The organism is Muricoccus radiodurans, assembly GCF_050154705.1.
Lineage (GTDB): Bacteria > Pseudomonadota > Alphaproteobacteria > Acetobacterales > Acetobacteraceae > Roseomonas > Roseomonas radiodurans.
Genome location: NZ_CP189561.1, coordinates 5,750,120 through 5,771,595 on the forward strand (window position 1 = coordinate 5,750,120; position 21,476 = coordinate 5,771,595).

Annotated in this window: 17 protein-coding genes; 9 read left to right on the forward strand and 8 right to left on the reverse strand. The window is 71.5% G+C overall.

The window, feature by feature from the left end:
• The first annotated feature begins 10 nt into the window (after nucleotides 1-10).
• Nucleotides 11-670, forward strand: a complete 660-nt coding sequence (locus tag ACP6CK_RS26810; protein WP_426956389.1) for a hypothetical protein — start codon at nucleotides 11-13, stop codon at nucleotides 668-670.
• A 27-nt stretch (nucleotides 671-697) separates the two neighbouring features.
• Here ACP6CK_RS26810 and ACP6CK_RS26815 read toward each other — a convergent pair whose 3' ends face one another.
• Nucleotides 698-952 (reverse strand): hypothetical protein, encoded by a 255-nt coding sequence (locus ACP6CK_RS26815; RefSeq protein WP_426956390.1) that lies wholly within the window; start codon nucleotides 950-952, stop codon nucleotides 698-700.
• Between the two features lie 253 nt (nucleotides 953-1,205).
• Nucleotides 1,206-3,530: a xanthine dehydrogenase family protein molybdopterin-binding subunit gene (locus tag ACP6CK_RS26820; protein ID WP_426956391.1), complete on the reverse strand. Its 2,325-nt coding sequence runs from the start codon at nucleotides 3,528-3,530 to the stop codon at nucleotides 1,206-1,208.
• 128 nt (nucleotides 3,531-3,658) lie between these two features.
• On the opposite strand from ACP6CK_RS26820, the gene ACP6CK_RS26825 reads away from it, so the two are divergent.
• On the forward strand, nucleotides 3,659-4,123 hold the full coding sequence (locus ACP6CK_RS26825) for a carboxymuconolactone decarboxylase family protein (protein ID WP_426956392.1): 465 nt from the start codon (nucleotides 3,659-3,661) through the stop codon (nucleotides 4,121-4,123).
• Between the two features lies 1 nt (nucleotide 4,124).
• On the forward strand, nucleotides 4,125-5,021 hold the full coding sequence (locus ACP6CK_RS26830) for a sigma-70 family RNA polymerase sigma factor (RefSeq protein ID WP_426956393.1): 897 nt from the start codon (nucleotides 4,125-4,127) through the stop codon (nucleotides 5,019-5,021).
• A gap of 182 nt (nucleotides 5,022-5,203) precedes the next feature.
• On the opposite strand, the gene ACP6CK_RS26835 is transcribed toward ACP6CK_RS26830, so the two are convergent.
• Together ACP6CK_RS26835 and ACP6CK_RS26840 are read right to left on the reverse strand one after the other, a co-directional pair.
• The gene (locus ACP6CK_RS26835; protein ID WP_426956394.1) at nucleotides 5,204-8,359 is read right to left on the reverse strand and encodes an efflux RND transporter permease subunit; all 3,156 of its coding nucleotides are present in this window, start codon (nucleotides 8,357-8,359) and stop codon (nucleotides 5,204-5,206) included.
• A gap of 4 nt (nucleotides 8,360-8,363) precedes the next feature.
• Entirely contained in the window at nucleotides 8,364-9,815 is a 1,452-nt protein-coding gene (locus tag ACP6CK_RS26840) for an efflux RND transporter periplasmic adaptor subunit (protein WP_426956395.1), read from the reverse strand.
• A 381-nt stretch (nucleotides 9,816-10,196) separates the two neighbouring features.
• Here ACP6CK_RS26840 and ACP6CK_RS26845 point away from each other — a divergent pair, with 381 nt between their 5' ends.
• The 3 genes from ACP6CK_RS26845 (at nucleotide 10,197) to ACP6CK_RS26855 (ending at nucleotide 12,489) form a co-directional block, all read left to right on the forward strand.
• Entirely contained in the window at nucleotides 10,197-10,958 is a 762-nt protein-coding gene (locus tag ACP6CK_RS26845; RefSeq protein WP_426956396.1) for an IclR family transcriptional regulator, read from the forward strand.
• Between the two features lie 95 nt (nucleotides 10,959-11,053).
• Nucleotides 11,054-12,082 carry an SPFH domain-containing protein gene (locus ACP6CK_RS26850; RefSeq protein ID WP_426956397.1) on the forward strand — a complete coding sequence of 343 codons (1,029 nt, stop codon included), beginning with the start codon at nucleotides 11,054-11,056 and terminating at the stop codon, nucleotides 12,080-12,082.
• Nucleotides 12,067-12,489, forward strand: coding sequence for an NfeD family protein (locus ACP6CK_RS26855; protein ID WP_426956398.1), 423 nt, complete (start codon nucleotides 12,067-12,069; stop codon nucleotides 12,487-12,489). Before ACP6CK_RS26850 ends, ACP6CK_RS26855 begins: the two co-directional genes overlap by 16 nt.
• Before the next feature lie 15 nt (nucleotides 12,490-12,504).
• On the opposite strand, the gene ACP6CK_RS26860 is transcribed toward ACP6CK_RS26855, so the two are convergent.
• A complete protein-coding gene (locus ACP6CK_RS26860; protein ID WP_426956399.1) occupies nucleotides 12,505-13,158 on the reverse strand; it encodes an MBL fold metallo-hydrolase in 654 nt (217 codons plus the stop codon).
• Between the two features lie 141 nt (nucleotides 13,159-13,299).
• Entirely contained in the window at nucleotides 13,300-14,379 is a 1,080-nt protein-coding gene (locus ACP6CK_RS26865) for a LysR substrate-binding domain-containing protein (protein ID WP_426956400.1), read from the reverse strand.
• Between the two features lie 214 nt (nucleotides 14,380-14,593).
• Here ACP6CK_RS26865 and ACP6CK_RS26870 point away from each other — a divergent pair, with 214 nt between their 5' ends.
• Nucleotides 14,594-17,233, forward strand: coding sequence for a 2-oxoglutarate dehydrogenase E1 component (locus ACP6CK_RS26870; protein ID WP_426956401.1), 2,640 nt, complete (start codon nucleotides 14,594-14,596; stop codon nucleotides 17,231-17,233).
• Nucleotides 17,230-18,135: an amidohydrolase family protein gene (locus tag ACP6CK_RS26875; RefSeq protein WP_426956402.1), complete on the forward strand. Its 906-nt coding sequence runs from the start codon at nucleotides 17,230-17,232 to the stop codon at nucleotides 18,133-18,135. Before ACP6CK_RS26870 ends, ACP6CK_RS26875 begins: the two co-directional genes overlap by 4 nt.
• Before the next feature lie 18 nt (nucleotides 18,136-18,153).
• On the opposite strand, the gene ACP6CK_RS26880 is transcribed toward ACP6CK_RS26875, so the two are convergent.
• The gene (locus tag ACP6CK_RS26880) at nucleotides 18,154-19,146 is read right to left on the reverse strand and encodes a Bug family tripartite tricarboxylate transporter substrate binding protein (protein ID WP_426956403.1); all 993 of its coding nucleotides are present in this window, start codon (nucleotides 19,144-19,146) and stop codon (nucleotides 18,154-18,156) included.
• A gap of 166 nt (nucleotides 19,147-19,312) precedes the next feature.
• Here ACP6CK_RS26880 and ACP6CK_RS26885 point away from each other — a divergent pair, with 166 nt between their 5' ends.
• On the forward strand, nucleotides 19,313-20,212 hold the full coding sequence (locus ACP6CK_RS26885; RefSeq protein WP_426956404.1) for a GntR family transcriptional regulator: 900 nt from the start codon (nucleotides 19,313-19,315) through the stop codon (nucleotides 20,210-20,212).
• Between the two features lie 90 nt (nucleotides 20,213-20,302).
• On the opposite strand, the gene ACP6CK_RS26890 is transcribed toward ACP6CK_RS26885, so the two are convergent.
• Nucleotides 20,303-21,451, reverse strand: coding sequence for an alpha-hydroxy acid oxidase (locus tag ACP6CK_RS26890; RefSeq protein ID WP_426956405.1), 1,149 nt, complete (start codon nucleotides 21,449-21,451; stop codon nucleotides 20,303-20,305).
• Between the last annotated feature and the right edge of the window lie 25 nt (nucleotides 21,452-21,476).

A 21,476-nucleotide genomic window follows, 5' to 3' on the forward strand; every position in this document is an offset into this window, starting at 1 on the left:
GGACGGCTTCATGCGGATCCCGGTGCGGCGCCTGGCGGTACTCGGCCTGATCGCTATCGCGGCCCTGCCAGCGGCGGCGCAGAAATCCGCGCCCGGCGGGTCCGGCGAGGACGGGTCCTTTACCCTGGTGAACCGCAGCGGCCAGGTCATCAACGAGATCTATGCGAGCCCGGTGACCGAGAGCGCCTGGGGCACGGACCGCCTGGGCGACGCGACGCTGCCCGACGGACGCTCCTTCGCCGTGCGGATGCGCCCGGGCGGCGGCTGCCACAACGACCTGCGCGTGGTCTACGCGGACGGGCGGTCGGAGGAGCGGCGGGCGCTGGACACGTGCGCCACGCGGGAGGTGGTCATGGGCCCCGCGCCCGGACGTCCCTCGGGCCCGTCCGCCGCGCCCCGGCCCGGCAACGAACGGCGCGGCAACCCGTCCTTCAACCTCGTGAACGGGGGGCGGCGAGCCATCCGGGAACTCTATGCCCGCCCGGCGTCCGAGGAGCCGTGGGGGCCCGACCGCCTCGGCAACGACATGGTGCAGCCCGGCGGGCGATACCCCATCCGCCTTCCGGAAGGCCGCTGCGCCTACGACCTGCGGGTGGTCTGGATGGATGGCCGGTCCGAGGAGCGGCGCGCGCTCGACCTCTGCGAGGTCGTGGACCTCAGCTTCCGCTAGGGCCGCCGCGCCCTCCCGCCGCCGGCCCTAGTGCCGGAGCGGCGCGTGCCGGATCGGATCCGGCCCCGGAGCGGGCGAGGGGATACCGGGGACGCGACGGATCTCGCTTCCCCGCGCGATCAGGTCGTAGCCGTCCGCCAGATGTCGCACCCGGTACTCGAAGGTCCCGGATTCACGCTGGCGGATGCCGACGACGACGAAGACGCCGGTCGGCGCATTGCCATCGAAGCGCTGCGGCTCGAACTCCACGTTCTCGCCAATGACCAGGAGGGCGGGGATCAAGGGATGTCCTCGGACGGCCGGGGCGGGTCGTTGCAGGGTGAGGCCGGAACGAGCGTTGCGGCTGGCAGAAACTGCTTTGGCGATCAATGTTGCACGCTGTCAACGCGAAGCTGGACGAATCTCGATTAAGTTGCGGATAGCCGCTGTTGGCGGGTCCGCTGACACAAAACAGCAACAGTTCCGATCGGGCCGCTCAAACGAGAAAGGGCGCGGCCCGGAGGCCGCGCCCTTCGCGCCCGCATCGAGAAGTTGGTCAGGCGGCCTTGGCGAGGGCCTTCCAGACCACCTCCGGCGTGGCCGGCATGTCGATCTCCGTGCCGGAGAGGGCGTCCACCAGCGCGTTCATCGCCGCCGGCGGCGAGCCGACCGCCCCGGCCTCGCCCGCGCCCTTCACGCCGAGCGGGTTGGTGAGGCAGGGGACGGAGACGAGCTCCACCTCGATATCCGGCAGGTCCACCGCGCGCGGCAGCGCGTAGTCCATGAAGGAGGCCGAGAGGAGCTGCCCGCTGTCGGGGTCGTAGGCCGTGCGCTCCAGGAAGGCTTGGCCGACGCCCTGGGCGACGCCGCCATGCACCTGGCCCCGGACGATCAGCGGGTTCAGCGCGTGGCCGACATCGTCCACCACGATGTAGCGGGGGATGGCGATGTGGCCGGTGTCCGGGTCCACCTCCACCTCGGCCACGTGGCAGCCATTGGGGAAGGTGTGGTGCGGGATGTCCGCGACCTCGGCGGCATCGAGCAGAAGGGAGGTCTGGCCGGCCGCCGCGCGCTCCCGCTGGCGCTGGGCCAGCTCGATGATCCCGATGCCGCGGTCCGTGCCCGCGATGGCGAAGCGGCCGGACTCGAACTCGATGTCAGAGGGCGCGGCCTCCAACACCTCGCCCGCGGCCTGCTTGCCCTTCTCGATCACCGTCGCCGTGGTGGCGAGCAGCGCCGTTCCCTCGGAGTAGAGGGAGCGAGCACCGCCCGTGCCGCCGCCCGTGGGGATCTCGTCCGAATCGCCCTGGATCACGCGGATGCGGTCCACCGGGACGCCGAGTTCCTGGGCGGTGATCATCGCATAGGCCGTCTCATGGCCCTGGCCGGTGGACTGGGTGCCGACCAGCACCTCCACCCAGCCATCCTTGGCGAAGCGGACCTCGGCGCGCTCGTTCGGGGCGCCGCCCGTCGCCTCCAGGTAGTAGGCGAGGCCGATGCCGCGGCGCTTGCCCTGCGCCTCCGAGGCCGCGCGGCGGGCCGGGAAGCCGGACCAGTCCATCAGCTTCAGCGCCGAATCCAGCACGAGGTTGAAGTCGCCCGAATCATACTTCTGCCCGACCGGCGTGGTGTGGGGCATGGCGGAGGAGGGGACGATGTTGCGCCGGCGCAGCTCGATCCGGTCCATGCCGATCTCGCGCGCCGCGGCGTCGATCAGACGCTCCACCACGTAGTTCGACTCCGGGCGGCCCGCGCCGCGATAGGCGTCCACCGGCACGGTGTTCGTCACCACGCCGATGACGTTCGCGTAGATCGCCTGGAATCCGTAGACGGACGCCAGCACCTTCGTCCCCGCGCCGGTCGGGATGAAGGGCGCGAAGGTCGAGAGATAGGCGCCCATCCCCGCGACGTTCTTCGTCCGCAGCGCGAGGAACTTTCCGTCCTTGTCCAGCGCCAGCTCGGCGTCGGTGATGTTGTCGCGGCCCTGTGTGTCGGAGAGGAAGGCCTCCGTCCGCTCCGAGGTCCAGCGGACCGGGCGCTTGATGCGGCGCGCCGCCATCATGCAGAGCGCGTATTCCGCGTAGAGGAAGATCTTCATCCCGAAGCCGCCGCCCACGTCATGGGTGACGACCCGGATCTTCTCCTTGTCGATCTTGAAGGCGGCGCTGGCGAGCAGGTCCTTCACCGTCCAGGAGCCCTGGGTGCCCGCATGCAGGGTGAAGCGCTCCGTCGCCGGATCGTAGTCGGCCAGGGCCGCGCGGCCCTCCATGCTGGCGACGACCACGCGGTTGTTCACCAGCCGGAGCTTCGTGACATGGGCGGCGGTGGCGAAGAGCTCCTTCGTCTTCTCCTCGTCGCCCGTCGCCCAGTCGAAGACGACGTTGTCCTTGATCGCCGGCCAGACCAGCGGCTGCCCCGCCTCGGTCGCGGTGGCGAGGTCGGTCACGGCGGGCAGGGTCTCGTAGTCGATCTCCACCGCCTCGGCCGCGTCGCGGGCCTGGGCGTGGGTCTCGGCGACGATGAAGGCGACGGGATCACCGACATGCCGCACGAAGCCGTCCGCGAGCCCGCCGCGCGGGGTCTCGCCGCGCGGAGAGCCGTCCCGGTTCTTCATGGGGATGGCGCAGGGGATCTCGCCCAGCCCTTCTTCCTTCCAGTCCGCCGCCGTCAGCACCGCCAGCACGCCCGGCATCGCCTTGGCGGCCGCCGTGTCGATCGAGACGATGCGCGCATGGGCGTGCGGGGAACGGAGGATGTGGCCGATCGCGGCGTTGGGCAGGATCCCCTTGGCGACCAGGTCATCGGTGTAGCGCCCGCCGCCCTTGAGCAGCCGGGGGTCCTCGATCCGGCGCATGGGCTGGCTGAGGCCGAACTTCGCCATGGTGTCGCTCCCTTTGATGCCGGGATCATGCGGATTCCGGGTGCAGAGTGGCAAGACCGGGCCGGGGCTGTCACATCCGGCACGGCTGCCTCGTCCTAAGGGTGTCCCACCCAGAGGAGATCCGGACCATGTCCCCCCGACTGAACTACGCCGCCATCGCCCCGAAGCTGATGCAGGGAATGCTCGGGCTGGAGAAGGCGGTGTCCTCCGCCGGGCTGGAGCACAGCCTGTATGAGCTGGTGAAAACCCGCGCCTCCCAGATCAATGGGTGCGCCTATTGCATCGACATGCACACCCGGGACGCCCGCAAGGCCGGGGAGAGCGAGGCCCGCCTCTACCTCCTCAACGCCTGGCGGGAGGCGCCGCACTACACGCCCCGGGAGCGCGCGGCCCTGGCCTGGACCGAGGCGCTGACCCTGGTATCCCAGACCCACGCCCCCGACGCCGACTACGAGGCGCTGAAGCCCCACTTCACCGAGGCGGAGATCGCCGCCCTGACCTTTGCGATCGCCACGATCAACAGCTGGAACCGCATCGCGATCGGCTTCCGCAGCATCCCCGCCCTGGAGCCGACGGCAGCGCAGGCGGCCTGAGATGGCGGGCGGGCCCGATCCGGCCGAGCACTTCGCCCCGCTGCGCGCGGAGCTGATCGGGCTCGCCTACCGCATGACCGGCTCCCTGGCGGAGGCGGAGGACATCGCGCAGGACGCCTTCCTGCGGTGGAACGCGGCCGACCGCGCGGCCATCGAGGTGCCGCGCGCCTGGCTGCTGAAGGTGACGGCCCGGCTGAGCCTGGACCACCTGAAATCCGCCCGCACCCGGCGGGAAACCTATGTCGGCCCCTGGCTGCCGGAGCCGATCCTGGATTCGGAGGAGCCGCCCCAGCAGGCGGCGCATGAGCGGGCGCAGGACCTGTCGGTCGCCTTCCTCCTCACCCTCCAGCGCCTCTCCCCGGCGGAGCGGGCCGTCTTCATCCTCCACGACCTGTTCGAGACGCCCTTCGCGGAGATCGCCGCCCTCCTCCACAAGACCGAGCCGGCGATGCGCAAGCTCGCGACCCGGGCCCGGGAGCGGCTGGATGCCGCGGCGCCGCGCCAGGCCGTTACTGATGAGGATGCGCGGCGGATCGCCGGCGCGTTCCTGGCCGCGGTGCGGGACGGGAAGGAGGCGCCCCTGCGCGACCTGCTGGCCGCCGACGTGGTGCTGCACACCGATGGCGGCGGCATCCGCCCGGCCGCGCTCAACCCCATCATCGGGGCGGACAAGGTCAGCCGCTTCTTCGCCGCCCTGGCCCGCAAGCGCGCGCTGATCGCGCCGTCGTCGCTGCTGCATCTCGGCCGGGTCAACAGCCTGCCGGGCTTCGTGACGCTGGAGCCGGACGGGCTGCCGCAGACGACGGCGCTGGAGATCCGGAACGGTCGGATCGCCGGGATCTATGTCGTGCGGAACCCGGAGAAGCTCGGCGCCCTGCGCGCCCGATTTGCGGGGTGACGCGGGCGGCCCTCGGGAGGGAGAAGGAATTCTCCCTCCCGAACCCACCCTCATCTTCTCTTGTCAGGCTGCCGCGGAAGGCGGAACGGCCCCGCCTTCCGCGGCAGCCTGACAGAAAAAGATGAGAGGGGGCCTGGGGGAGAGAATTCCTTCTCTCCCCCGGGGTCGCCCGCGAGACGCTCTCAGGCCGCCGGCGCCGCCGGCGGGGCCTTCGTCTCGATGCGAAGCGTGCCCTTCACCTTCTCCCGCACCCACTGGAAGACGACGTAGAGCATCGGGATCATGAAGATCCCGATCAGCGAGGCCGCGAGCATTCCGCCGAAGACCGGCGTGCCCACGGCGCGGCGGGAGACCGCCGCCGCGCCAGTCGCCGTCACCAGCGGCACGAGGCCGAGGACGAAGGCGATGGAGGTCATCATGACCGCCCGGAACCGCAGCCGTGCGCCCTCCGTCGCTGCGTCGCGGATGGACATGCCCTTCTCTCGGGCCTCCTTCGCGAACTCGATGATGAGGATGCCGTTCTTCGCCGCGAGCGCGATCAGCACCACGAGCCCGATCTGCGCGTAGATGTCGAGCGACAGCCCCGCCAGCAGGATGGCCCCGAAGGACCCCAGGCCACCCACCACCACTGAGAGGAGCACGGGGACGGGGATGGTCCAGGATTCATAGAGCGCGACGAGGAAGAGGTAGGCGAAGAGCACCGCGAGGGCGATGATGTAGACCGTCTGCCCCGTGGCGAGCTTTTCCTGGTAGGCGGTGCCGGTCCAGGCATAGCCGTAGCCGTTCGGCAGCACCTCGTTGGACAGCCGCTCCATCGCCGACAGCGCCTGGCCGGAGGAGATGCCCGGCCGCGGCGCGCCGTTGATCGAGATGGCGCGGTAGTTGTTGTAGCGGAAGATCGTCTGCGGCCCGAGCACGGTCCGCACGTCCGCGAAGGCCCGCAGCGGCACCATGTCGCCGCGGGAGTTGCGGACGTGGATGCGCCAGATGTCGTCGATGTCGTTGCGGTCCGCGGCCTCCGCCTGGATGTTCACCTGCCAGACGCGGCCGTAGAGGTTGAAGTCGTTCACGTAGATGCCGCCGAGCGTCGCCTGGAGGGCGGCGAAGACATTCGCGATCGGGATGCCCAGCGCCTGCGCCTTGTCCCGGTCCACGTCGAGGTACAGCGAGGGGTTGGTGGCGGCGAAGGTCGAGAAGACCGCCGTCAGGTTCGGGTCCTGGTTCGCCGGCACGATGAGGCCGAGCATGGCCGAGGAGAGCCCGGCGATGTCGCGGCCCTCATAGTCCTGCAGGATGTACTCGAACCCGCCGCCGGTGCCGAGGCCGATGATCGGCGGCAGGTTGAAGGCGAAGATGCTCGCCGTGCGGATGGACTGGGTCTGGCCGAAGACCCGGCCGATCGCGGCCTGGACGCTGTCCATGACGCGGGTCCGGTCCGCGAAGGGCTTCATCCGCACGACCATGAAGGCCGAGTTGGATTGGGCGCCGCCATCAATAAGGGAGAAGCCGACGATCCCGAGCGTGCCCTGCACCGCCTCGTTCTGGCGCACCAGCCCCTCGATCTGCCGCACCACCTCCCGCGTCCGGGACACGGAGGCGGAGGGCGGGAGCTGGGCCTGGATGAAGAAGGCGCCCTGGTCCTCCTGCGGCAGGAAGCCGGTGGGCGTGACCTTGCTGATGGTCCAGATGCCGAAGGCGAAGCCGCCGGTCAGCAGGATGGACAGGGCGGCCACCCGCACCAGCCGCTTCACCCCGCCGGCGTAGCGGTCCCGCGTCCAGTCGATGGACCGCAGCACGTACTTGATCGGCCCTCGCCGGGGTCCGTGATGCGGCTTCAGGATGATGGCGCAGAGGGCGGGAGAGAGGGTCAGCGCATTGATGGCCGAGATGACCATCGCCGCGGAGATCGTCACCGCGAACTGCCGGAACAGCACGCCCGACAGGCCGGGAATGAAGGCGATCGGCACGAAGACCGAGAGGAGCACGAGGGTGATCGCGATGATCGGTCCCGTGATTTCCGACATGGCCTGCTTCGTCGCCTCGGCCGGTGTCAGGTTCGGGTGCTCCTCCATCACCCGCTCAACGTTCTCGACCACCACGATGGCGTCGTCCACCACGATGCCGATGGCCAGCACCATGGCCAGCAGCGACACCGTATTGGCCGAGTACCCCATGCCCAGCAGGATGATGAAGGCACCGATGAGGGAGACCGGCACCGCCACCGTCGGGATCAGCGTCGCCCGGAAGGAGCCGAGGAAGAGGTAGACCACGATGACGACGAGGACGAAGGCCTCCAGCAAGGTCTTGATGACCTCGTGGATCGTCTCGGACACGAAGTCGGAGCTGTCGTAGAAGACGGTGTAGTCCAGCCCCTCGGGGAAGCGGGCATTCAGCGTCTCCAGCTGCTGGCGCATCGCCGCCGAAACCTGCACCGCGTTCGCGCCCGGCGCGAGGTAGACGCCGAAGGCGATGGCGGGCTGGCCGTTGAAGCGGTTCTCCGTGTCCATGTTAGCGGCGCCGATCTCGACCCGCGCCACGTCCCGCACGCGCAGGACCGAGCCGTCCTGGTTGGCGCGGACGACGATGTTGCCGAATTCCTCGGGCGTGGTGAGGCGGCCGCGGGTCTCCAGGTTGATCTGGAAGGACTGGTCCTCCGAGATCGGGCGGCCGCCGATGCGGCCCACCGCCGCCTGTACGTTCTGCGCCTGGATGGCGGTGATGATGTCCTGTGGCGTGAGGTTGAGGCTGATCAGCCGGTCCACCTCGAACCAGATGCGCATGGAGTAGTCCTGCGCGCCGAAGACGTTCACCTGGCCGACGCCGCCCACCCGGGCCAGGTCGTCCAGCATGTTGATGGTGAAGTAGTTAGACAGGAACAGCGGCGACTGCTCCGCGCCTTCCCGCGCATAGAGGAAGCCGAACATGAGCACGGCGGAGGACTGCTTGCGGACCGTCACGCCGCTGCGCTGCACCTCCTGCGGCAGCCGGGCGAGGGCGGCCTGGACGCGGTTGTTCACGTTCACCGTCGCCAGGTCGGGATCGGTGCCCAGCGAGAAGGAGATGTTCAGCGCATAGGTGCCGTCGTTGGCGGAGTTGGAGCGCATGTAGATCATGCGGTCCACGCCGTTGATCACGCCCTCCAGCACCTGTCCCACGGTCTGTTCCACCACCTGGGCGGAGGCGCCGGGGTAGCGGGCGGTAACGGAGACCTGGGGCGGCACGATGTCCGGGAACTGCGCCACGGGAATGCGCAGCATGGAGATCGCGCCGGCGATGAGCGTGAGGATGGCGATGACGATCGCCAGCCGGGGGCGATCGACGAAGGTTCCGGAGATCATGGACTCAGCGGCCCGTCCCGGTCGTGCTGCCGCCCGCCCCGGGCGGGGAGGCGGGCGGTCCGCCCGCGCCGCCGCCCTGGCTCGCGGCGGGCTGGTCTGTGCCCGGAGCGCCGGTGCTGGACGCCGCCGGCGCGCCGGCCGGCGATCCGCCTGCCCCGCCCGGCGCGCCCTGCTGGGTCCGCCCCGGCGCCGCGCCGCCGGGGGCGCTGCTGGCCGGGCTCGCCCCAGCCGCCGGGGCGCCGCCAGCGGCCGCGGCCCCGCCACCCGGGGCGGCACCGCCCGGAGCACCGGGCGCGCCGCCCGGCGGTCCACCCACCGGGGCGGCGTTCACCACCTGGCCCGGCCGGACGCGCTGGATGCCTTCCACGATCACGCGGTCGCCCAGGTTCAGGCCGCTCTCTACCACCGCCACCTCCGGCGTGTTCCGGCCGAGCCGCAGGTTCCGGCGCTGCGCCTTGTTCTCCGCGTCCACGATGAAGACGTAGCTGCCCTGCTGGTCCTGCAGCACGGCGGCGCGCGGCACGGTGATGGCGAGGATGGGCTCCACCCCCTCCACGAAGACGGTGACGAACTGGCCGTCGATCAGCTCCCGGTCGCCGCCGGGCCGCCCGTCCGCGGCGTTGGCGGCGGGGATCGCCGCCGCGCCCCGCGGCGGGTTCGGCACCAGGGCGCGGATCAGGATCGTGTCGGTGGAGCGGTCGATCTGGTTGTCGATGAACTCGATCCGACCGACCTGCGGATAGACCCGCCCGTCGGTCATGCGGAAGCGGACCTGCACGGCCTCCACGCCGCCGCGGGCGGCGTAGCGGTCGCGCAGCTCGACCGCCTGACGCTGGGACACGGGAAAGGCCACCCGCATCGGGTCCTGGGAGACGATCGTCGCGAGGATCGTGGTGTCGTTCGGGCCGACCACATTGCCGATGGTGCGGTTCGTGCGGCCGATCTTGCCGTCGATCGGCGCGGTGATCTCGGTGTAGCCGAGATTGATGTCCGCCGCCCGCTGTGCCGCCCGCGCGGCCAACAGGCTGGCGTTCGCCGTGCGCTCCTGCGCCACCGCGTTGTCCAGGGTCACGCGGGTGCCGGCACCGCTTCGGACCAGCTCCTGGGCGCGCGCCAGCGCCTCCCGCGCATTGGCCAGGGACGCCTCGGCCGAGGCGGTCTGGGCCTGCTGGCGGGCAAGCTCCGCCTCGAAGGTCTGGCGCTCGATCCGGTAGAGCGGCGCGCCGCGACGGACCTCCTGGCCCTCCTGGAACAGCACCTCCTGAAGGTAGCCGGTCACGCGGGCGCGGAGCTCCACCCGCTGGGTGGCCTCCACCCGGCCGACGAACTCGGTGCTCTCGGTCACCGGGCGGCGCGCGGCCTCCTGCACGCCGACGGCGGGTGGGCCCTGCGGCCCGAACTGGGCGAGGGCCGGGGTGGTGAGCAAAAGAAGGGCGAGCGGGACGACGCGCAGCATGGGACGATCCGGAAGGGGAGGGCGGCGCCGGGCGCCAGCGGTTGCCGGCAAGGTCGGAGCCATGGTGCAACGCGTCAAGCGCTGCGACTCTGTATCAGTCGATATCGGTCGATTCGCGGGTGCGCGCCTGCCGGGAGCACCGCGGCGCAAGAACTCGTGTCACGCGCGTGCAACCTTGGGGCACACGGTTTCGTTATCCTTAACAACCCTGCTTTCGCCATCACCGCGCAGTGTCGTGAGCTGTGTTGCGATGCCGTTCTGCCGGTTGGCACATGTCCCTTCCCCCGGGCCGGTCACGTTGCCGATACTCCGGGTTGAAGCTGACACCCCTACCGGCCTTCGGCCAAGCAACCGCCCAGTTCTCGCCGGAGGCGCTGACCGATGCACACGACGGGTCCCTCCCGAGTCAAGGCCGCCACCTCCGCCCCGGATGTCCGGGCACCACGGTTGCGGCTTCTCTCTCCCGCCTCCACCGCGGCGGGCGTGGCTTCCGTCGGCCGCGCCATGACCGTGCTGGGCGCCTTCCGGCCAGGCGACACCGCCTTGCCGCTCCGGGTGCTCGCGGCCCGCACGGGACTCTACAAGAGCACGATCCTCCGCCTGCTCGCCTCGCTGGAGAAGCATTGCTGCGTCCGGCGCTGCCATGACGGGACCTGGTGCCTCGGGCCGATGCTCTTCCACTGGGGCGCCCTCTACACCCGCGGGCTCGGCCTCGATGCCCTCGTCCCGCCGGTGCTGGAATCTCTGACCGAGGCCACGGGACAGGGCGCCGCCTTCTGGGTCCGCCTGGACGATGAGCGCCGTATCTGCCTTTACCGCGTGGCGCCGCCGCGCACCCGGCGCGTCGCCGTGGAACCGGGGGATGTGATGCCCTACGGCGCCGCGGCCACCGGCCGGGTTTTCGCCATCTGGGGCGGCAACGGGGAAGAGGCACCGCCGGAAGGGGCGGAGGTGATCGTGACCCAGGGCGCGCGGGACCAGGACCCGGCCGCGATCTCGGCCCCCGTCTTCGGGTCAGACCGGGAGCTCCGCGGGGCCCTCACCGTCTCCGGTTCCGGCGACCGGCTGCTGCCCGAGGTGGAGAAGGTGCGGCCGCTGGTGGCCGAGGCCGCGGCGGGACTCAGCCGGGCCCTGGCGGGCTGAGCCGGGCAGAGACGACACACGCGACGCGCCCGGCCCTGCCGGCGCGGGCGGAAGCGGGGTAGCCTCGGCGCCAACGCCAGGGAGACCGCCGCCCGATGCCCGTCTGGATATCCGGCACCACCATCGTCCTCGTCGCACTCGTCCTGCTCGCCCTCGTCACCGCGGCGAAGGGGATCCGGACCGTCCCGCAGGGCCAGGTCTGGACGGTGGAGCGCTTCGGCCGCTTCACCCACCTGCTGAATCCCGGGCTGAACTTCATCATCCCTTACATCGATGCCATCGGGCAGAAGATGAACGTGCAGGAGGTGGTGCTCGACATCCCCGAGCAGTCGGTGATCACGCGGGACAACGCGACCGTCACGGTGGACGGCATCGTCTACTACCGCGTCATGGATCCGGCGAAGGCCGCCTACCAGGTACAGAATCTTCAGGCCGCGCTTTCGGCGATCGCGATGACCAACATCCGCGCCGTCATCGGCGAGATGGACCTCGACCAGACGCTCTCCTCCCGCGACCGGATCAACTCGCAGCTCCTGTCCATCCTGGACGGCGCGACCGATCCGTGGGGCGTGAAGATCGCCCGCGTGGAGATCCGCAAGATCGAGCCGCCCGAGAACCTCATCCGCGCGATGAACCTGCAGATGACCGCCGAGCGCGAGCGGCGCGCCACCGTCGCCAAGGCCGAGGGCGCGAAGCAGGCCCTGGTCCTGGAGGCGGAGGGCCGCCGCGAATCCGCCTTCCGCGACGCCGAGGCGCGGGAGCGCATGGCCCAGGCCGAGGCCGCCGCGACCCGCATGGTGTCCGAGGCGGCGGCCGGCGCTGGCGGTGACGCGCTGCGCTACTTCGTCGCGGAGAAATACGTGGCCGCCTTCCAGGCCATCGCGGCCAGCCCGGCCTCGCGCCTCGTCATCGTGCCGATGGAGGCGGCGGGGCTGGCCGGCGGCGTCACCGCCGCGCTGGAGCTCCTCCGGGTGCCCTCCACCTCCGGCCCCGCGGGCAGCGCCGCCGCGATGCCGGCAGTGGCGCCGGCCATGCCCTTCGTACCCCCCTCGGCGCACGCGGCCCCGCCATCGGCCGGCGCCTCGGTGCCCCGTTCCGGGATCGGGCCATGGTCGGCTGGCTGATCTGGGTGCTGGCCGGCTTCGCGCTGCTCGGCGCGGAGCTGATCCTGCCCGGCGTCTTCCTGCTCTGGGCGGGGCTGGCCGCCGTCGGGACCGGGATCGCGCTGCTGGCCACCGCGATCGCTTTCGAGTGGCAGGTGGCGGTCTTCCTCCTGCTGCTGGCGGCCGGGATCGCCGTCGCGCTGCGCCAGCGCCGCGCTGACGGTCCCCGGACCGTCAACACCCCCGAATCCGGTCTGGTGGGCCGGGAGGCGGTGGTGCTGCCCCTGTCCGGTCCCGGCCTGCGGGTGCGGGTGGGCGACAGCGACTGGCCGGCCCGCCACGTCGCGGACCGCACCCTCTCCCCCGGCGAGACGGTGCGGGTGGAGGCCGTGGAGGGAAACGTGCTGCGGGTGCGCCGCCCGGTCTGATCCCGGCGGACCCCGTCAGGAGCGCAGGAAGGGATTCGTCCGCCGCTCCTGGCCGAGGGTCGAGCCGGGCCCGTGGCCGCAGAGGAACTGGATGTCGTCGCCGAGCGGCAGCAGCTTGCCGTGGATGGAGGCGAGCAGCGCCTGCTCGTCCCCATAGGGGAAATCCGTGCGGCCCACCGAGCCGCGGAACAGCACGTCCCCCAGGATCGCCAGCCCGGCGTCCGGCCTGACGAAGACGACATGCCCCGGGGTGTGGCCGGGGCAGTGCAGCACCTGGAAGGCATGGCCGCCGATCTCGACCGTGTCGCCCTCGGCCAGCCAGCGGTCCGGCGCGACATTCCGCACCCCCTCGAGCCCGAACCGGGCTCCGCTGGCGATCAGATCGTCGAGCAGGAAGCGGTCGCGCTCGTCAGGCCCCTCGATCGGCACGGGCGTGCCGGCCTCGGACAGACGCTCCCGAAGTTCGGCCGCGCCGCCGGCGTGGTCCATATGCCCGTGGGTCAGCAGGATGCGCTCGACCGTCACGTCGAGTTCGGTCACCGCCGCCAGGATGCGGTCGACCTCCCCGCCGGGGTCCACCACCACGCCGCGCTGCGTGTCCTCGTCCCAGAGCACCGCGCAGTTCTGCTGGAACGGCGTGACCGCGATGATCGCTCCCTTCAACGCCATCCCTGACGCTCCTCTGTTTCGATGGAACCTACTGCACCGGGGACAGGGTGCCCGTCCAGCGACCGCCATGACGTCGCGGGCGTCATCATCCCCCCTCCCGTACTGAGGGAACGGGATGCGGGGCGGAGGCCGGAGCGGGGATCATCGGCCCGATCGCATCTCCCGCAGCCCGCGCGTGGGCGAGCCGGCGCGGGACCCCGGTGCGGAGACAGGCAGGAACTCGCCATCCGGAGCCTCCTCCGCGGCCGTGGAGGGGCGGTGTGATGGCGTGCCCGCCTCCGGCGCCGCACCCCGCCCGGACAGGCCGCGCGTCGAGCCACGCAGCGTCCGCAGCTCCACGAGCTGCCGCACCTCCGCGCGGAGAAGATCCAGGACGAGCCGCGCCAGGCGCGTGACCGGGCGATGCGCGGGCGTCGCGACGACGAGCATCGCCTTCATGCTGGCGTGGCGGAACGGACGGGCCGAGAGCCGCCCGTCCTGCACCTCGCGATGCACGGCGCCGAAGGGAAGGACCGTGCGGCCCCGACCGTCCTCCACCAGCTGGCGGAGCGCGGCCACGCAGTCGATCTCCATGACGACGCGCGGCTCGACCCGCACCTTCCGGCAGGCCGCGTCGAAGACCCTGCGAAGGCCGTTCTCGGGGCCCGGCAGCATGAGCACGGCGGATCGAAGTTCCGTCAGCACCGCCGGTCCCGTGCCGGCCGTCCCCGGCGGCTCGATCAGGAACAGGTCCTCCAGCAGAAGCGGCGTGACGAGCGTAGTCGGGCCGCGCCGGGCGTCGTAGAGCACCGCCAGATCCAGCCGCCCGTTCTCGACCCACTCGACCAGGACGCCGCTGAAGCCCTCCCGGATGCGCAGTCGCGCCTGCGGGAACAACGCGGCGAAGCGCAAGGCGAGCGGCGCGCCGAGCGTGCTGGCGATCGAGGGCGGCAGGCCGAGGGTGATGGTTCCGGCCACCTCCCGCCGGCTGGCGAGCAACTCCTCCTTCGCGCCCGTCAGCCGCTCTAGCACCTCGGCACCAACGGCGTAGAGGCGCTGACCTGCCTCTGTCAGCGCCACGCCGCGGCCGTGGCGGTAGAAGAGCTCCGTCCGCACCTCGCCCTCCAGCTTGCGGAGCTGGCGGCTCAGCGCGGGCTGACTTACCCCGAGACGGATCGCGGCGCGGCTGAGGCTGCCATCCCTGGCGATCTCCACGAAGTAGCGCAGCGGCAGGAGTTCCACACGCATCCTCCCCAAACTTGTTATAGCTCATATAGCCCTCCCAACCTCGCTCCGCACCCGACGCGGACGTAAGCCTGTCCCAGCCTGCATCGGATCGCGTGCTTCCCCGCTTTCGGGCAGGTCCGTTCGAACCCGCGCGGCGAACGCGCGCGAGCATCCTTGCCACCCGGCGCGCTCGCCCGATGCGCCGGCGCCATCCGAGCAGGAACCCGATATGAGCGTCCGGTCATCGCCGCTGCTGGCCATGGGCATCGGCAACCTGGAGGACCTGCAGCGCCGCTACCGGGATGACCCCGGATCGGTCGATGTGAGCTGGCGGCTGCTGTTCGAGGTGCTGGACGAGATCGGGGACGGCACCTTCCGCCCGTCCCCGGTGGACGGCACGGCGGCTGCCGAGGTCCTGCTGAGCGAAGCCATCCGGGCGCGGGGTCACCGGATCGCCGCGCTGGACCCGCTGGCGGACACGCATGCTGCTCCTGACCCCGGGCGTTTGCGCGAACACGTCCCCACAACGTCTGGTGACCCGGAGCGATTGGCTGCGCTCTACGGCGGATCGCTGACCGTCGAGACGGCCCACATCGACGACCCCACCGCGCGCGCCTGGCTCCGGGCGGAATTCGAGCGGACGCAGCCGCCGAACGGGGTTGCCGACCCCCGGCAAATGCTCCAGAGCTTGCTAGAAGCTGACGAGTTCGAGCGCTTCCTGAGCGTGAAGCACCCGACGAAGAAGCGCTTCGGCGCCGAAGGAGCGGAGGCGATCGTGCCGCTGCTGCGCCGCCTCCTGTCCCAGGCCGCGGCAAGTGGCGTCACCCACGTGGTGATCGGCACGATGCACCGTGGCCGGCTCAGCATCATGGCCAACGTCCTCGGCAAGTCCCTCGTCGCGATGATGCGGGAGATCAAGGGCGGACACCCTTTCCCCGCCGACACCCCGCGCGCGGCCGACGTGCCTTATCACCTCGGCCTTGAGACGACGCTCGACCTCGACGGCCACCCGCTGCGGATCAGCCTTCTCGCCAATCCCTCGCACCTGGAAGCCGTGAACCCGCTCGTGCTCGGGCGCGCGCGGGCCTTGCAGGACCTGGAGGGCCCGGAAGGTCGCACGAAGGTGCTGCCCGTCATTCTGCACACCGATGCGGCCGTGATCGGCCAGGGCATCGTGGCAGAGACGCTGCAGCTCGGCGGGACGCCCGGCTTCGGCACTGGCGGCACGCTGCACGTCGTGATCAACAACCGGATCGGCTTCACGACGGAGGAGCGCGAGGCCCGCACCGCCACGCACTGCACCGGCGCCTGGAAGGCGATCGACGCCGCCATCCTGCACGTGAACGCCGAGGACCCCGAGGCGGCCTGCCGCGCTGCCGACCTCGCGTTCGAATACCGGCGCACCCAGGCCCGCGACGCGGTCATCGACCTCGTCTGCTACCGCCGGAACGGCCACAACGAGATCGACGAGCCCGGCTTCACCCAGCCGCTCCTCTACGAGGCCGTGTCGCGGAAGCAGCCCGTGGCGGAGCGCTTCGCCCGCCGCCTCGTCGAGGCCGGCACGATGGCGGAGGCGGAGGTGACGGAGGCGCGCGCCCGAATCCGCGAGCGGCTCCAACGCGCCTATGAGGAGGCGCCTGCCCACCGCCCGAACCGGAGCGGCTATCCGGATGGCCGCCGCGCCCGACCCGGCGCACCGGCTGATCCCGAGACCGGCATCGCCACCGCCACGCTCTCCGCCCTCTCCACGCGATGGGCCCGACCGCCCGAAGGGGCCACCCTGCATCCGCGCATAGGCCGCGTACTGCGCCAGCGCGCCGTCGCGGAGGACGGCACCGTCAACTGGCCGAACGCCGAGGCTCTGGCCTTCGCCACCTTGCTGACTGGGGGGACGCCGGTCCGCCTGACCGGCCAGGACGTCGTGCGAGGCGCCTTCTCCCACCGGCACTTCGGCCTCGTGGACACGGCGAACGGCCGCATCCATCTCGGTCTCGACACCCTGTCGGCGGACCAGGCCCGCTTCTCCGCCTTCAACAGCCCGCTCTCGGAATACGCGGTGCTCGGCTTCGAGTATGGCTACAGCCTCGAACGCCCGGAGGCGCTGACGATCTGGGAAGCGCAGTTCGGCGACTTTGCGAACGGCGCGCAGATCGTGATCGACCAGTTCGTCACCGCGGCGGAGGAGAAATGGTGCGATGCCTCCGGCCTCGTGATGCTGCTGCCGCACGGGCTGGAGGGGCAGGGGCCGGAGCACTCCTCCGCCCGCATCGAGCGCTATCTCCAGATGGCGGCGAAGGACAACATCCGGGTCGTCCAGCCCTCCACCCCCGCCAACTACTTCCACCTTCTCCGGCGGCAGGCGCTGGCGCAGGACCGCCGGCCCCTGGTCGTCATGAGCCCGAAGAAGCTCCTCCGCCTCCCCGCCGCCGTGTCGCCGCTGGCGGACTTCGCCCCCGGCCGACGCTTCCGTCCCGTCATCGGCCCGGCGGAGGAGATCGCGGCCGACCTCGTCCTGCTGTGCAGCGGCAAGATCGCCTACGAGCTGGAGGAGGAGCGCGCCCGGCGCGGCGCGGCCCGTGTCGCCATCCTCCGCATCGAGGAACTCTACCCCTTCCCCGAGGAGGAGCTGACCGCCCTGTTCCGCCACTGGCCGGCCGCCCGCTTCCGCTGGGTGCAGGAGGAGCCGGAGAACATGGGCGCCTGGATCTGGCTCGACCGCCGCCTGGAACGCGCCCTGACGAAATCGGGCGTCGCGCGGCCAAGGGTGGACTATGTGGGGCGGCCGGAATCCCCGTCGCCCGCCGGCAGCTTCCACGACGACCATGAGGCCGATCAGCGCCGCATCGTGGAGGCGGCGTTCTCCCCATGACCGCGGGCACCATCCTCGGCGTGCCGCAGAGCGCCCCGGATTTCGCGGTCCCGCCAGGCGCCTGCGATTGCCATGTCCACGTCTTCGGCCCGGCGAGCCGCTATCCCTGGTCGCCCGACCGCACCTACACCCCCGGCGAGGCCGGCGTGGACGACCTGCTGGACCTGCAGCGCGGGCTCCGCCTGGACCGCGTGGTGATCGTCCATCCCGGCCCCTACGGCACCGACAACCGCCGGACGCTGGATGCCCTGCGGCAACTCGGCCCGCGCCGGGCACGCGGTGTCTGCGTCATCGCTCCGTCGACGGAGGCGGCCACGCTGCGCGCGATGCACAGCGACGGAATCCGTGGGGCCCGAGTGAATCTGGAACTGAAGGGACGGCAGGACCCCGGCCTGGCGGCCGACCTCCTGCGCCGCACGGCAGACACCGTGGGCCCCCTCGGGTGGCACCTGCAGGCCTACACGCGCTTGAGCGTGCTGGACGCCCTGCATGACGTGATCCAGGCCCTCCCGATTCCCTTCGTGGTGGACCATTTCGGGCGTGCCGCCGCATCGGGCGGCCCGGATCAGCCGGGCTTCGCCGCGCTGCTGTCCCTGCTTCGCGGCGGTCGGGCGTATGTGAAGCTTTCGGCGGCCAACCGCATCTCGTCCCATCCGGAGACTGCCGACGCGGCGCCTATCGCGCGGGCGCTCATCGCCGCCAACCCGGACCGCGTGCTCTGGGGCACCGACTGGCCCCACACCGGTGGCGCGGGCCGGGACGGGGACCCCGCCGCCACCATCGAGCCCTTCGTCCCCGTGGATGACGGCGCGGCCCTCAACCGCCTCGCGGCCTGGGCAGGTGATCCGGCGCTGACGCGCCGGATCCTCGTGGACAACCCTGCGCGCCTCTACGGCTTCTGACCGCCGCGCCCGGCGGGCCTAGTCCACCACCGCGCCGGAAGACCGCACGATCGGACCCCAGTGGTCCAGCTCCCGGTGCCAGAAGGCCGTGAAGGCCTCGGGGCTGCTGCCCGTCGGCTCGATGCCGATCGGCAGCATGCGGTTGCGGCAGGTGGGATCGTTCACCGCCGCCGCCATCGCGGCCGCCACGCGCTGGATCGGCCCGCGCGGCGTGGCCGCGGGCGCGAAGAAGCCGAACCAGTTCGGCATGTCGAAGTCCGGCAGCCCTGCCTCGGCGGTGGTTGGCACCTCCGGCAGCGCGTCGGCCCGGTGGGAGGCGGTGACGGCCAGGGCGCGGATCGACCCGTCCCGGATCTGCCCGATCAGTGTCGGCAGCTCTGCGATCAGAAGGTCCACCTGATCCGCCATCACGGCGTTCAGCGCCGGGCCGGCGCCTCGGAAGGGCACATGCGTCAACTCCGTGTTCGTGCGCTGCCCCAGCAGCACCGTCGCCAGGTGCACGATCGTCCCCGCCCCACCCGATCCGTAGGTGACGCGCCCGGGCTGCGCGCGGGCATAGGCGATCAGCCCGGCCAGATCGCGCACGGGAAGGTTCCGGCGCACCGTGACGACATTCGGCACGCGCCCGACCTCCGTCACCGCGACGAGGTCGCGACGGAGGTCGTACGGCAGGCGCTGGTAGAGCGACCCGTTCAGCACGCCGGAAGACAGCGAGAGAAGCCCGAGCGTGTACCCGTCCGGCGCCGACTTCGTCACCGCGTCGGTACCGATGGTCCCGCCGGCGCCGGGCCGGTTCTCGACCACCACCGGCTGCCCCAGGCGTTCGGTGATGCAGGCGGCACCGATGCGTCCCACGACGTCGCCGCCGCCGCCCGCGGCGAAGGGCACGATCACCCGGATCGGCCGCTCCGGGTATTCGGCGCGGACGGGGCCGAGGCCGCCCAGCAGCAGCGCGGCGGCGAGGCCGGCCATCCGGGCCAGCGGCCATGCGCCGCGTCTGTGATGCACCATGTCCATTCCTCCCGGACGCCGCATTGGGCGAAGCTTATGGGCCGGCCGATGGCCGGGCGAGTTCAGGCCGGTTATAGGCGCTATTCGGCTGAACCGGGACCCGAACCTCCATGCCCGGCGGGGCAATCCTTCGCGGCGCGGCGGAACGCCGTCACGATCCCCGGCGATGACGGCCGCCCGACCGGGCCAGGGCGCCACCGCGGAGGCGGTGGCGCGGATCGCCGCCGAGATCGCCTCCGGCGCGCTGGCGCCCGGCATGCGCCTGCCCGCGCAGGCCCTGGCGGACCGCCTGCACGTGTCCCGCTCCCCCATCGGCCGCGCGCTGCGCCTGCTGGCGGCGCAGGGGGTGGTGCTCGCCGATCCCGGACGGGGCTTCACCGTCGCGCCGGAAGGCGCCGCGGTGGCCGCCTCCCTCTCCTCCATCGGCGAGAGCGACGTCTATTTCCGCATGGCCGAGGACCGCGTCGCCGGCCGCCTGCCGGACCGCGTGACGGAGACCGCACTGCGCCAGCGCTATGGGATGACTCGGGCGCAGCTCGCCCAGGTCCTGAACCGGATCGCGGCGGAGGGCTGGGCGGAGCGGCGTCCGGGCTACGGCTGGAGCTTCTCCCCCGTGCTGACCACGCCGGATGCGCTGCAGCAGACCTACCGCCTGCGCTGCGCGCTGGAGCCGGCGGCGCTGCTGGAGCCGACCTACCGCCTGCTTCCGGCGGACGCCGCGCGTTGCCGCGCCGCGGAGGAATACCTCCTCTCCGGCGGCATCGACCGCGTCAGCGTGGACACGCTCTACGAGCGCGGCGTGCGCTTCCACGAGACGATCGTCGGCGCCTCGGGCAATCCGTTCTTCCTGGAGTCTCTGCAGAAGCTGAACCGGGTGCGCCGGCTTCTCGTCTACCGCACCTTCACGGATCGCCGGCGCTTCACGCGCCAGATCCTCGAGCATCTTCAACTGCTCGATCTGCTGGAGGCTCGGCGCCATGCCGAGGCGTCCGCGCTGCTTCTCCGGCATCTCCAGGGTGTGTCCGAGGGCCTGGAAGGCCTGCGCGGTCTGATGGAGACGCGCTGACGGATCGGCCGCTCTCGGCACCCGCGAAGGTCTCGTATCACGAAGCGGACCGCGGCCTCTCCGATGGTTGGTGCGCCGCGACGCGATCGATCATCCCTCGGAGGGCGGGCGGTCCCCCGCCGGCCCCATGGTGGGCGGCACCTCGGACGGGTGCAGCAGCGGGAAGGCGCTCAGCACATGCGGCAGCCCGACCGGCATCGCGCGATGCAGGAAGGAGCCGTTCAGCGCGTCCATCTTCGTCGCGCCCAGCAACCCCATCGTCCCGCGGATCTCCTCCTCCAGAAGCTCGAGCACCCGCAGGATGCCGGCCTCCCCCGCCGCGGACATGCCGAGCCCGTAGAGCCGCCCGATGCCGACGAGGTCGGCGCCGAGCGCGATGGCCTTCACCACATCCGTGCCGCGCATGAAGCCGCCATCGATGATGACCTTCGCCCGGCCGCGGACGGCCTCCAGCACCTCCGGCAACACGTCCAGCGTGCCGCGCCCGTGATCGAGCTGCCGTCCCCCGTGGTTCGAGACGTACACCACCTCCACCCCGTGATCGCAGGCGATGATCGCGTCCTCCGCGGTCGCAATGCCCTTGATGATGAGGGGAATGCGGTACTGGTCCTTGAAGCGCCGCACATGCTCCCAGTTCAGCCCGGCCTGGAAGTCCATCCCCGACGCCGTCGCACCGCGGCGCCAGGGCTTGCTGAAGCGCCCGGCGATGTCGCGCTCCCGCCGGCTGTACACGGCCGTGTCCACGGTGAAGCAGAAGGCGTGGTAGCCCGCCGCGATCGCCCGCTCCGCCTGGTCATCCATCCACGCCTGATCGCCGCGGACATAGAGCTGGTACATCCGGAACCCGTCCGGCGCCGCCTCCGCCGTGCCCTCCAGGTTCGGGTGCGTGACGGAGCTGACCATCGCCGGGACGCCGAAGGCCGCGGCCGCCCGCACCACGGTCGCCGCCCCGCCCGCCTCCAGTTGCTCCAGCCCGCCGATCGGCGCGAGCATCACCGGCATCCGCATCGCGCGCCCGAGGAAGTCCCGCCCCGTGTCGATGCTCCGCACGTCCCGCAGCACGCGAGGCCGCAGCGCGACGGAATCCAGCGCCTGCCGATTGCGAGCCACCGTCGTCTCGGTGTCCGCGCCGCCGACGACATACCCCCAGAGATGATCCGACAGGCGCGCGCGCGCCGCCCGCACCACCTCGTGCAGGGTCTGGAAGTCCAGTGCGGCGGTGCTGACGTTCGTGTCCATGCGGTCTCTCCAAGAAGTGCAGGGG